Annotated in this window: 11 protein-coding genes; 5 read left to right on the plus strand and 6 right to left on the minus strand. The window is 34.4% G+C overall.

The features are described 5' to 3' along the window. Positions 1-28 precede the first annotated feature (28 nt). Positions 29-1,288, minus strand: coding sequence for an aminotransferase class I/II-fold pyridoxal phosphate-dependent enzyme (locus DM397_RS16750; RefSeq protein ID WP_111378629.1), 1,260 nt, complete (start codon positions 1,286-1,288; stop codon positions 29-31). 256 nt (positions 1,289-1,544) lie between these two features. On the opposite strand from DM397_RS16750, the gene nirK reads away from it, so the two are divergent. The 3 genes from nirK to DM397_RS16765 are packed head-to-tail and all read left to right on the plus strand — an operon-like array spanning position 1,545 to position 4,397. Continuing rightward, positions 1,545-2,990: a copper-containing nitrite reductase gene (gene nirK / locus DM397_RS16755; RefSeq protein ID WP_111378630.1), complete on the plus strand. Its 1,446-nt coding sequence runs from the start codon at positions 1,545-1,547 to the stop codon at positions 2,988-2,990. Between the two features lie 16 nt (positions 2,991-3,006). Beyond that, positions 3,007-3,783: a formylglycine-generating enzyme family protein gene (locus tag DM397_RS16760; protein WP_111378631.1), complete on the plus strand. Its 777-nt coding sequence runs from the start codon at positions 3,007-3,009 to the stop codon at positions 3,781-3,783. Between the two features lie 17 nt (positions 3,784-3,800). Further along, complete coding sequence (locus DM397_RS16765) at positions 3,801-4,397, plus strand: SCO family protein (protein WP_111378632.1); 597 nt, start codon at positions 3,801-3,803, stop codon at positions 4,395-4,397. A gap of 511 nt (positions 4,398-4,908) precedes the next feature. Here DM397_RS16765 and DM397_RS16770 read toward each other — a convergent pair. The 5 genes from DM397_RS16770 to DM397_RS16790 form a co-directional block, all read right to left on the minus strand. Next, positions 4,909-6,114, minus strand: a complete 1,206-nt coding sequence (locus tag DM397_RS16770; protein ID WP_111378633.1) for a hypothetical protein — start codon at positions 6,112-6,114, stop codon at positions 4,909-4,911. Positions 6,115-6,376: 262 nt separating this feature from the next. Continuing rightward, on the minus strand, positions 6,377-7,108 hold the full coding sequence (gene ric, locus DM397_RS16775) for an iron-sulfur cluster repair di-iron protein (protein ID WP_111378634.1): 732 nt from the start codon (positions 7,106-7,108) through the stop codon (positions 6,377-6,379). 25 nt (positions 7,109-7,133) lie between these two features. Then, positions 7,134-9,368 (minus strand): nitric-oxide reductase large subunit, encoded by a 2,235-nt coding sequence (locus tag DM397_RS16780; RefSeq protein WP_111378635.1) that lies wholly within the window; start codon positions 9,366-9,368, stop codon positions 7,134-7,136. A gap of 98 nt (positions 9,369-9,466) precedes the next feature. Beyond that, on the minus strand, positions 9,467-9,994 hold the full coding sequence (gene azu / locus DM397_RS16785) for an azurin (protein WP_111378636.1): 528 nt from the start codon (positions 9,992-9,994) through the stop codon (positions 9,467-9,469). A gap of 20 nt (positions 9,995-10,014) precedes the next feature. Then, positions 10,015-10,461: an RrF2 family transcriptional regulator gene (locus DM397_RS16790; protein ID WP_111378637.1), complete on the minus strand. Its 447-nt coding sequence runs from the start codon at positions 10,459-10,461 to the stop codon at positions 10,015-10,017. Positions 10,462-10,661: 200 nt separating this feature from the next. Between DM397_RS16790 and DM397_RS16795 the strand changes: the two genes are divergently transcribed. Then, entirely contained in the window at positions 10,662-11,441 is a 780-nt protein-coding gene (locus tag DM397_RS16795) for an NYN domain-containing protein (RefSeq protein WP_111378638.1), read from the plus strand. 35 nt (positions 11,442-11,476) lie between these two features. Continuing rightward, positions 11,477-12,991 (plus strand): FMN-binding glutamate synthase family protein, encoded by a 1,515-nt coding sequence (locus tag DM397_RS16800; RefSeq protein WP_111378639.1) that lies wholly within the window; start codon positions 11,477-11,479, stop codon positions 12,989-12,991. The last annotated feature ends 74 nt before the right edge of the window (positions 12,992-13,065 follow it).

Consider the following 13,065-nt stretch of genomic DNA (forward strand, 5'->3'; position numbering starts at 1 on the left):
TGTTATGAGAATTTATTTTCTTAAGTCATTACGAAACGTCAACAGTTGTACGCTCTGCAATTTCTTTATAAGTTCCGTTAGTCAGTTTCTCGCGGATTGCTTCGAAAGCTGTTAACGTTTCATTGATATCTTCTAATGTATGAGAAGCCGTAGGAATCATTCTCAATAAGATAATTCCTTTTGGAATAACTGGGTAAACCACAATAGAAAGGAAAATACCATAATTTTCTCTTAAATCGTTTACCATTACCATTGCCTCAGGAATACTTCCTTCTAAGTAAACTGGTGTAATACAAGTATTTGTATCTCCAATATTAAATCCTTTTTCTTTAAGACCGTTTTGCAATGCATTTACGTTTTCCCAAAGTTTATCTTTTATTGCAGAAGATTTACGCAATAACTCTAAACGTTTCAAAGATCCAATTGTCTGAATCATTGGCAATGCTTTAGCAAACATTTGAGAACGCAAGTTGTATTTCAAATAATCAATAACTGTTTTATCTGCTGCTACAAAAGCTCCAATATTAGCCATAGATTTTGCAAAAGTAGAGAAGTAAACATCAATCTGATCTTGAACTCCTTGCTCTTCACCTGCTCCAGCACCTGTTTTACCAAGTGTACCAAAACCGTGAGCATCATCTACTAATAATCTGAAATTGTATTTTTTCTTTAATTCAACAATTTCTTTTAATTTTCCTTGCTGTCCGCGCATTCCGAAAACACCTTCAGTAATAAATAAAATACCTCCGCCTGTCTCCTCTGCCATTTTAGTAGCACGCTGCAAGTTTTTCTCCATACTTTCAAGGTCATTGTGTTTGTATGTGAAACGTTTACCCATATGTAAACGAACACCATCAATGATACAAGCATGTGAATCTACGTCATAAACGATAATGTCATTTTTTGTAACCAAAGCATCGATGATAGAAACCATACCTTGGTAACCAAAATTCAATAAATAAGCAGATTCTTTCATTACAAATTCTGCCAATTCATTTTCTAATTGTTCATGGTACGTTGTGTGCCCAGACATCATACGAGCTCCCATAGGATATGCTGCACCAAACTGAATTGCTGCATCTGTATCTGCTTGACGAACTTCTGGATGATTAGCTAAACCTAAATAATCATTTAAACTCCAGTTTAAAATATTTTTTCCGTGAAATTGCATTCTAGGACCCAACTCTCCTTCTAACTTTGGGAAAACGTAATAACCTTCTGCTTGAGAAGCCCATTTTCCTAAAGGTCCTTTATTGTCCTGAATTCTTTCGAATAAATCTTTTACCATAATATATGTAGTAATTTTTTTTACTTAATCAGCGAGCAAAAATAATCATTATTAATTTAAAATGAAGAACCTCAATTATTTTTATTCAAAAATATTATGCTTACATAAAATAATACGATTTTACGTATATTTGTTTAGTCCCCAAAAAACCTTAGCTCTGTAATTATGTAAAAACATGATTAATATCATAATAAAGGACAAAAAAGTCTTTTATTTTTGTTTAGAAATTTAAAGCAAAATAAAATCTAAATATATCATGAAAAGAACTAACAAAACCTGGATTAAAACGAGCTTTCTTATGTGCTCGTTATTTATGCTGCTGATTTTAGGTAGCTGCAAAAAAGAAGAAGCTAAAGATTATGCAGACATTATGACTGAAGGCGAAATGGATGCTGAACTTACATCTCCTCCACACGTTCCAAAACCAGTTGGAAACAGAACTGCCATGAAGCTAAAACTAAACATGGAAATTAAAGAACAAGAAGGTACAATGACAGATGGTGTAAAATATACCTATTGGACATTTGGCGGTTCGGTTCCTGGAAGCTTCATCAGAACACGCGTTGGCGATGAAGTAGAATTTCACTTAAAAAACCATCCTGATAATAAATTACCTCATAATATAGATTTACATGCCGTAACTGGCCCAGGTGGTGGAGCAACCTCATCTCTGGTAGCGCCGGGACATGAAAAAGTATTTAGTTTCAAAGTTATAAATCCCGGATTGTATGTGTACCACTGTGCTACTGCTCCTGTAGGAATGCACATTGCAAACGGTATGTACGGATTGATTCTGGTTGAACCAGAAGGAGGACTTCCTCCTGTAGATAAAGAGTACTACGTAATGCAGGGTGATTTTTACACTCAAGGTGAATACGGCGCAAAAGGTCTTCAGCCGTTTGACATGAATAAAGCGGTAAAAGAAACACCTGATTATGTTGTATTTAATGGAAAAGTAGGTGCTTTGACAAATGGCGGCGAATTAACAGCAAAAGTGGGTGAAACTGTTCGTCTTTTTGTTGGAAACGGTGGACCAAATTTGGTTTCTTCTTTCCACGTTATTGGAGAAATTTTCGATAGTGTACATATTGAAGGCGGAAGTACAATCAACAAAAATGTTCAGACAACCTTGATTCCTGCTGGTGGTGCCGCAATTGTTGATTTCAAAGTAGAAACTCCAGGAACTTTTATTCTCGTAGACCACTCTATTTTTAGAGCGTTTAATAAAGGAGCACTGGGAATGCTAAAAGTGGAAGGAAAAGAAAACAAAAACATTTACTCTGGAACTATCCAAGAAGGTATTTATTTACCAGAAGGAGGAACAATCCAGAAAATGCCAGGCGAATCTACTGCAAAAACTGCAATTCCAAAACGAACAGTTGCTGAGAAAATTAATATTGGTAAAGAAATCTTTGGAACAACATGCTTTGCTTGTCACCAATCTGAAGGACAAGGAATTCCAAGTACTTTCCCTCCTTTAGCAAAATCAGATTATTTAAATGCCGATTCTAAACGTGCCATAAAAACCATTCTACATGGTTTAACGGGAGAAGTAACCGTTAATGGCAAAAAATACAACAACGTAATGCCGGCTCAAAATTTATCTGATGATGAAATCGCAAATGTACTTACCTACATTTATAACAGTTGGGGCAACAATAAAACTGAAGTTACGCCAGAAATGGTAAAAGCATTAAGATAAACAGCAAACATTCAGCATGAAAAAATACATTTTCATACTAACTATCTTTTTCTCTGTGTTTAGTGTCATGAAGGCGCAGGAAAAAGAAATGGCTTTCATAAAAGAGGGATCTTATGTCCCTCTTTATGGAGCTGTTTCTCAAAAACCTGTTGTAGTAAAATCTTTTTACATAGACATTTATCCTGTAACCAATAGTGAGTATTTAGAATTTGTCAAAAAGAATCCTTCTTATCAAAAATCGAAGATTAAAGGAATTTTTGCTGATAAAAGTTATCTCTCTTATTGGAAAAATGATTTTGATTTTGGAAGTGCCAAGCCTAAATCGCCCGTAACAAGCGTTTCTTGGTTTGCAGCTAAAAAATACTGCGAATGTCAAGGAAAACGTTTGGCAACAATGGATGAATGGGAATATGTGGCAATGGCAGATACTAAAAAAATAGATGCTAGAACCAAAAAAGAATTCAACGAATATATTTTGTCTTGGTACGAGAAATCGAGAACGTATGAAAATGAAATTGGAAAAACTTTCAAAAATTATTGGGGAGTTTACGACATGCACGGTTTAGTTTGGGAATGGACTTCTGACTTTAACAGCATTTTTTTATCTGGAGAATCTAGAAAAGATAAAAGCACTGACAAAAACCTCTTTTGCGGAAGCGGATCTGTAAATGCATCCGATTTAATGGATTATGCCGCTTTTATGCGTTACGCGTTCAGAGGAAGCTTGAAAGCGCAATATTCAACACGAAATCTTGGCTTTAGATGTGCCAGCACAACAAAACCGAAAATCTAATTTAAAATTAGTTTACAATGAAAAAAATAGCAATTGCTTTTCTCCTCCTATTCTCATTTTACAGCTGTCAAGAAGCCGATAAAAAAGAAAGCAAAGCAGAAACAAAAAAGGAAATCAGCGATTTATCAATTTATAATCTGCCATCAAAATGGACAACACAAGATGGAAAAGATATTGAATTAAAATCACTTCGAGGAAATGTTCTCGTAATGGTAATGATTTACACAAGCTGCAAAGCTGCATGTCCTAGATTAGTTGCCGATATGCGTGACATTGAATCTAAACTAGAGAAAAAAACAAAACAGCATGTAAAATTGATTCTGGTAAGTATTGACCCTAATACAGACACACCTGAAAGATTAAAATCGTTTGCTATTGAAAATAAAATGAACCAAGATCCTTGGATTTTTCTTCGTTCATCTGAAGAAAACACGAGAGAGTTTGCAGCAGTCTTGGCTGTCAATTATAAAAAAATCTCTCCAATAGATTTTTCGCATTCAAATATTATCAGCGTTTTTAATCCTGAAGGAGAATTGGTATTTCAGCAGGAAGGTTTAGGTGTAAATAATGAAAAAACAATCGAAACAATAAATTTAGAAGCAGGAAAAATATAGATATAGTTTTTAAACACATAGAAGCATAGATTTTTAAGAAAGTAAAAAAAGATAATTTTAAAAAATCTAGATTTTAACACATAGCTATGTGCATTGATGTAAGTGAAACGCCTTTTATACGTTTGCAATCCCGATAGCTATCGGGAATGTTTCTATGTGTTTAAAATAAAAAAATCATTAGATAAATAGGTTAATTAGTAAGAAGCAAGAGCAAGTTTAGAAATAAATTGACTCTTGTTTTTTATTTATAATAAGTTAAAAGAAATATGTTGTAAAGCTTCGGAGGAGCGAAATATTTATAGAAAAAATGTAACGCGTTTATAAAAAGCTCCAGCGGAGCGAAATCTTTATCAGGTTAGAAAAAAAACTATTAGAAAATATTTCGCCCCGCTGGGGCTCTTTAATCTTTGTCAAAACGTTTTCTATAAATATTTCGCTCCTCCGGAGCTTCTTTTCTCTACTACCCAATTTTTCTATAAATATGTCATTCCTCTGGAACTTACTTACTATATTATTTTCTCTTAATTATAGAACTCATCATTAAAACCAATCCCAAAACCAAAAGAATACTAAAAATCAAAATACTTTGAAAATATGCTGGAATACTGCCTTCTCCAAAAAAGAAAAACCAGCCTTGCAGAAACAATAAAACTTCGGTTGCAATATATCCTAAAATAAAACTCTTCACTCCTATTTTCAATGATGATGAATTGGCTGAAAGCATTTTGTTTTGAAGCATAATTCCAAACAAAAATCCGGTTATGATTCCTAATGTTGTTAAGTGAATAAAACCTATTACAAAATTTCTGATTTGATGCGAAACTTCTGCCAGATTAGGAAAAAGAGTTAGCAGTTGAATTCCGACTTTCAAAAACAAAGAACACAAAGCCAAACCGTAAACCATTTTTGTGATTTTATCTAAAGTGCTTTTGAAATGATGGATTTGGGGTTTTAGCATTTTATAAAAATAAAAAAATGCCCCTAATTGCATCAAAACCCCCAAACCATTGATATAACTCAAAATATCATTTTCTATGAACCATCGAACTGGAAAACAAACCGTCAATAGAGTAGAAACAACCATTAGAAAGTAAAACTTCTTAAACTTTACCTCATCAATTTTATTTTGAAATTGCTTTAAAAACAAAGCCAAAATCGCCAGTATAAACCAGCCGTTAAATTGAAAATGAAGAAAAAATTGAATCGCAATTTGATAAAAAGCACTTTGTTTTCCTAACGTACTCACCGCTGGACCAAGACACCAAACTCCAAAAGTTGATAAAATCATAAATAGAATTGAAACCAATAAAAGTCTTTGTGATGGCGATTTATCTCTTAAGCTGTCTTTCCAAACTAAACGGCAAAAAACATAACTCAGCAAAATATGCAGAGTCGAAAAAACAATCGAAAACAAAGCATATCCTTGAATTGGAAAAGCAATCATCATTCCGATTACTGAAAATTCTGTCAGCCAAAACAAACGGTTATAAATGGGTTTCTGGCTTTTTTCTTTTGGAATAAAAAAATGAACCACCAAAACATATACGATCATATAAACCCAGCCTAACATGGCAACATGCGAATGCGCATGAAGCAGAAAACTATAGTTCAAAAGATCTAAAGGAAACAGATACATAAACCGCATTAATAATCCGAAAACGCAGGCTATCAGAAAATTAAAAAAACAGCACAGTATCCAGCTTTTTTGAGAATTCATAGATTATATTTTTATTTAAACACATAGAAACATTCCCGATAGCTATCGGGATTGCAAACGTATAAAAGGCATTTCACTTGCATTAATACACATAGCTATGTGTGAAAATCTAGATTTTCTAAAATCATCTTTTTGAGTTTTTTAATCTATGTTTCTATGTGTTTAATTCCAATTAAAAATAACATTTCTTGAAATAAAAAACACCGATAATTATCATATTTAGATATTTTATCGGTGCTTTTTCCACTATTAAAATCAACCTTTATTCTACTTCAACAAAATCTTTTTCTAAAATCACAGCTTTTGGAAACAAAATATTATTTTCCAAATGAATGTGTTTATGCAAATCTGCTTCAAACTCTTTTAGCATAGCAAAAGTTACTCTGTAAGTCGTACAAGCATCTGCTGGCGGAGTATAATTATCTGTCAACGCCGCGATTTCTCTAAAACGCTCGCCTTCATTATCATGTTCGTGCATCATCATCGCAATCGGATTTGCAACGGTTCCAAAAGATGGCTGATGTAAAACTCCATCCGTGTCTTTCGTTTTCACCATTCTTTTTACAAATGGAAATAAAACCAACTCTTCTTTTTTCATGTGTTGAGATAATTCTCCTGCACAGCCAATAAACAATTCGTTTATTTTGAACAATTCAGGATGATTTGCTCCATGAACTTTACATAATTTATCTAAAAACGGAAGCAAAACATTCGTTTTTTCTTCCACATAACGGTGATGCGTTTTCTCAATATAATCTGCCAATAAATCTAAAGGCCATGAGTTGAAATCAATACTTCCGTTATTTTCTGATTGTACAACTTGCAATACATTTTCTAGTAAAGCATCTGCATCAATATTTTGTTTTTCGCATACTTCGGTAACTGTTCGGTTTCCTTTGCAGCAAAAATCAATTCTATATTTAGAGAATACTGTAGCTGTTCTAAAATCTTCAGCTACAAATGATCCTATTGTTTTGTTTTTTAAATTTTCCATGATAATCAATTTATATTTTTTGTGTTTATTTTTTGTTTTTTAATGTCAATTCAAATACAAACCAGGCCATTGTTATAAACCCGATTCCGAAAATTGAATCTCCGATAGCACGAAGCCATTTTAGAGTAATCATTGCTGGCTGCTGCATTAATTCTGATGAACGAGCATACCACATTCCGTGACTGATACTTTCAATTGCCTGCCAAACTCCAATTGGAAGAAGACTTAAGATTGCCATCAGGAACAATCCAATATTTAAAGACCAGAAAGTGATTTTAAGCAGTTTGTTATTCCAGCTTACATTTCGGTATAAACTTCTCAGTACAAATAATACCAGACCAATTCCAAGCATTCCGTACACTCCAAACAGAGCCGTGTGTCCGTGTAAAGGCGTTGTGTTTAATCCTTGAACATAATACAAGGCAATTGGCGGATTAATGATGAATCCGAAGATTCCGGCTCCAAGGAAATTCCAAAAGGCAACAGAAATCATAAAGTAAATTGGCCATTTGTAATCGGCAATCCATTGTGTTGATTTTGAGATTTTATAGTTTTGATACGCTTCAAAACCTATTAAAGTTAATGGCACAACTTCTAATGCGCTAAATGTTGCTCCCAAAGCCATAATTGCCGTTGGCGTTCCTGAGAAATATAAGTGGTGAAATGTTCCTAAAATACCACCAGACATGAAAATAATCGTAGCAAAAAGCACATTTAAAGTCGCTGTTTTCGTTTTCAATAATCCCAAACGAACAAACAAGAACGCAATTACAACTGTTGCAAATACTTCAAAGAAACCTTCAACCCAAAGGTGAACTACCCACCATCTCCAATATTCTGCAATGGCTAAATTGGTTTGTCTTCCCCACATTAATCCAGCTCCGTAAAACATGGCAATTGCAGTACAAGAAACTAAGAACAAAATGATTAGATTTTTCTCTTCTGTTTTTTTCTTTAAAACTGGAAGTAATGGACGAATCATTAAAGCCAGCCATAAAAACAGTCCCACTAAAAGGAAAATCTGCCAGAAACGACCTAAATCAACATATTCGTAACCTTGATGTCCGAACCAGAAATTTTGAACTAAATTTAATTTCTGCATTACTCCAAACCATTGTCCAGCCATTGAACCTAAAACAATAATAAGCAAAGCAATAAACAGGAAATTGACACCAAAACATTGAAATTTAGGATCTTTACCCGAAACTGCCGGAGCAATATACAATCCTGTTGCCAACCAAGCTGTTGCAATCCAGAAAATAGCCAATTGCGTATGCCATGTTCGCGTTACAGCATAAGGCAGGATTTTATCAATCGGAATTCCGTACAAACCATTTCCTTCCACTCCATAATGCGCAGTGATAATTCCGAAAACCATTTGTAGAACCATTAGTAAACTTACAATCCAGAAATATTTGGTTACCAATCCCATAGATTTCGTTTTACCTTGCTTAATCAACGGATCTTCTTTTGGAAGCGGAAATTCTTCTTCTTCGCCCGATTTTGCATGATAGAAAACTAAGATCCCAACGCTCAAAATCAATAAAATAATACTTACTCCAGACCAAGCTAAAAGCTCTGTTGTAGCCTTATTTCCGACTAATTCATCTGACGGCCAGTTATGTGTATACGAAATATCTCCATTAGGACGATTGGTGACTGTTGCCCAAGTTGCCCAAAAGAAAAAGGCATTCATTTTATGCATTCTCTCCACATCTGTAATAGAGTTTTTCGGAATCGCATATTCTTCTCTCAGTTTATCAAATTTTGGATCATTTGTAAAAAGACCTTTATAATATTCGCTTAAATGTTCAATTGCAGCCAAACGGTTTTCAGAAATAGTTAGTGTACCAGTGTCAGCATTGTAACGATTTGTTCTTAAATCTTTCTGAAGACGAACCTTTAGAGCTGATTGTTTTTCGGCATCTAATTCTTCATACTTTTTATTGAAGTCTTTTTGAGCATAGATATCTAATATAAAAACAGCTTCTCTATGCAACCAATCTGCGGTCCAGTCTGGGGCCACATAAGCGCCGTGCCCCCAGATAGATCCCACTTCCTGGCCTCCTATACTTTGCCAGATATTTTGTCCGTCTTTAATTTCGCTTTCGCTAAAAACAGCTTTACCAGAATCGGTTACAATTTCCTTTGGAACTGGCGGTGCCTGCTGATAAATCTCATAACCATAATAACCTAGCACTGCAAATGATATACTCATTACCAATGCAAATACTATCCATAATTTTTTTTCTCTTTTCATTTCTCTTGGGGGAATTTACCAATAAAAGATAATTTTATCTTTTATTGGTCTGTAAAAAAACTCCAAACCCAATTACAGCATTTGGAGTTTTTGATTATTTACTCAACAATTAATACACCTTTCATCATGGCTACGTGACCAGGGAAAGAGCAAATAAATGGATATGATCCTTTTTTATCAATTGTAAACTCGATTGTATCTTCTTCTCCTCCACCAATTAATTTAGTGTGTGCAATGATTGAAGCTTTTTCAGATTCCGGAATATAATCAGTTGCTTTGGCATCATTAGCTTTTAAAGCAAAAGCCGCTTGGTCTGTTCCTTCTTGCAAAATCACTAAATTGTGACCCATCGCCTCTTTCGGAATTTTACCAACGTGTTTCAAAGTCAATTTGATTGGTTTTCCTGCAACAGCTTTCAATTCATTTACACTAAACTGCATTTGGTCATTTCCTTCAATAACTAAAACATTTTCCTCTGTTGCTGCTGCTACAGGAGCTTGTTCTCCTTCTGTAGACGGTTCAGTTGTTTCTGTTTGATCAGCTGGAGCTGTTTCTTTTTTACCGCAAGAAGTAACGGCTAGAAATCCCATTAGGATTAGTACTGAAATTTTGGTTTTTGTATTCATTTTTAAGATATTTAATAATGTTAATTGTTTGCATTTGTTTTAAGAAAGAAATCTCCCGATTTAACATCAGAAGCTAACTGTTCTAAAGTTGTATTGATAAGCATTTCTAACAGAAGTCCTCTTATTTTCTTGAACTCGTGATGAACTGGACAAGGGTGTTCTTCTGAGCATTCTTTTAATCCGATTCCGCAGCCGCTGTATATTTTATTTCCGTCAATGGCATCCACAATCTGAATTAATTTGATAGACTTTGATGCTTCTGGCGAAACTTCAAATCCGCCCCCTACACCTTTTGTCGAATGAATTATGCCACTTTTTGTCAAAATCTGCATAATCTTGGCTGTAAATGGTTCTGGCGAATCAATTTCTTTTGCCACGTCTTTTATTCCAACCCTAATTCCTTTAGAAGATTTAGTCGCAATAAATATTGAAGCTCTTATTCCGTACTCACACGCTTTTGAAAACATACATCCTTAATTAATTCTAGACAAAGATAGAGAGGTTTTAAATAAAAGACAAATTTATCTTTAATTATTTTTATAAAGATCAAACATTATTTATAATGAAACTAATTAATAGTCATAAAAACATATATTCATCATTCAATTCTGATAAAAACCAATTTTAATTTTAACTTTGAGAGTATTAAATTTTAAATATTTAACAAATGCCTTTAAGCAATTCAAAAGATTTAAAACTGGCAGTCCTTATTGATGCAGACAATGTGCCCTACAGCAATGTAAAAGGTATGATGGAAGAAATTGCAAAACTAGGAACACCAACTACGAAAAGGATTTATGCCGATTGGACAAAACCAAACGCAAATGGCTGGAAAGGTGTTTTATTAGAACATGCTATTACTCCTATTCAACAATATAGTTACACGGTTGGAAAAAACTCATCAGATTCTGCTCTTATTATCGATGCAATGGATTTACTTTATTCTGGAAAACTAGATGGTTTCTGCATTGTTTCCAGCGACAGTGATTTTACAAGACTTGCTGTGAGACTTCGCGAATCGGGCATGAAAGTGATCGGAATTGGAGAAAAGAAAACGCCAAACTCGTTTATTGTTGCCTGCGATCGATTTATTTATATTGAAGTTTTGGATGGCGCAACTCAAAAGAAAAAACCAAAAGCAGTTGCTGCTGATACCAAAAAAACAGTTGAAAAACCAGCAGAAAAAGCGCTTCACAAAATTGACAAACAGACTATAGAACTAATTGAAGCTACTATAGAAGACATTGAAGATGATGATGGCTGGGCGTTTCTTGGGGATGTCGGAAATCTAATCGTAAAGAAAAAACCTGAATTTGATCCTCGAAATTATGGTTATTCTAAACTGACTCCAATGCTTAAATCGCTTACCGATATTTTGGAAATCGACGAAAGAGAATCAGACAAAAAAGGAATCAAACACGTTTATGTACGTTTAAGATTCAACTAATTATCGCATTTATTACTATTTAATTTTTTAAAAACATGAGAAAAAAATTCTTCATTTACGGATTCTTATTGTTTATAATTGTTGCTGCAATTTATTATTATACTGGACGAGGCTATTTACTCGTATTTATTATTCCGCTTTTGCTAATTGTGGGAGCCTACAACGCATCTCAGGAAAAACATGCTATTTTAAGGAACTTTCCAGTTCTGGGATATTTCAGATATTTATTTGAAATGATTGCGCCTGAGATTCAGCAATATTTTATCGAAAGATCTACAGACGGAAAACCTTTTTCAAGAAACCAACGTTCGTTAGTTTACCAAAGAGCCAAAAATATTGATTCGAGTACGCCTTTCGGAACGCAATTAAACTTAAACACAGAAAATTACGAAGGAATAAAACATTCTATTTTTCCAGCAAAAGTAAACGAAGAATTACCTCGAGTTTTAGTTGGCGGAAAAGATTGCAAACAGCCTTACTCTGCTTCTTTATTTAATGTTTCGGCAATGAGTTTTGGTTCGTTGAGCGAACATGCAGTTCGCGCCATCAATATTGGAGCACAAAAAGGAAATTTCTATCAAAATACTGGAGAAGGCGGATTAACAGAATTTCACCTTGCTGGAGGCGGAGACATTACTTGGCAGATTGGAACAGGATACTTTGGTTGCCGTGATGCAGAAGGAAATTTCAGTCCTGAAAATTTCTCTGAAAAAGCGAATCTTCCCAATGTAAAGATGATCGAAATCAAAATTTCGCAAGGTGCAAAACCAGGTCACGGGGGTGTTCTTCCTGCAAGAAAAAATACAGAGCAGATTGCTAAAATTAGAGGCGTTGTGCCACATACGATGATTCTTTCTCCTCCAGGCCATCATGCTTTTTCTGATCCTAATGGATTAATTCAGTTTATCAAACAATTACGTGATTTATCTAATGGGAAACCAATCGGATTTAAATTATGTATTGGAAATACAGCTGAGTTTGAAGCTATCTGTCAAGAAATGATCAATGAAGATACTTATCCAGATTTCATTACAGTTGACGGCGCTGAAGGAGGAACAGGAGCAGCTCCGCTTGAATTTGCAGATGGTGTAGGAATGCCTTTTGAACCTGCTTTAATTTTTGTGAATAAAACTTTGGTGCGTTTAGGAATTCGCGATAAAATGCGCATTATTGGAAGCGGCAAAATTATTTCTGGTTATTCTATTCTACATGCGATTGCGTTGGGCGCAGATATGTGTAACAGCGCAAGAGGATTTATGTTTTCTTTAGGCTGCATTCAAGCATTGCGCTGTCATAATAACGAATGCCCGACTGGAGTTGCCACACAAAACAAAATGCTGATGAAAGGTTTGGTGGTTACAGATAAGTCTGAAAGAGTTTACCATTTTCATAAAAATACGCTACATGCCGCTAATGAACTTTTGGCTGCAGCTGGAAAAACATCATTTGCAGATGTTGATATTAATATTTTTATGCGCGGAGATGAGTTTACTAACTTATCAGAACTCTATTTCCCAGATAATCTTAAAAACGTTACTCAATTCTCATAAACAAAAAGCCTCTTCAAAACTGAAGAGGCTTTTTGTTTATGAGAAATAAGGCAATCAAACAACTGAAATTCATT

This window comes from Flavobacterium nitrogenifigens (assembly GCF_003254565.1).
In the GTDB taxonomy this organism is placed as follows: Bacteria; Bacteroidota; Bacteroidia; order Flavobacteriales; family Flavobacteriaceae; genus Flavobacterium; species Flavobacterium nitrogenifigens.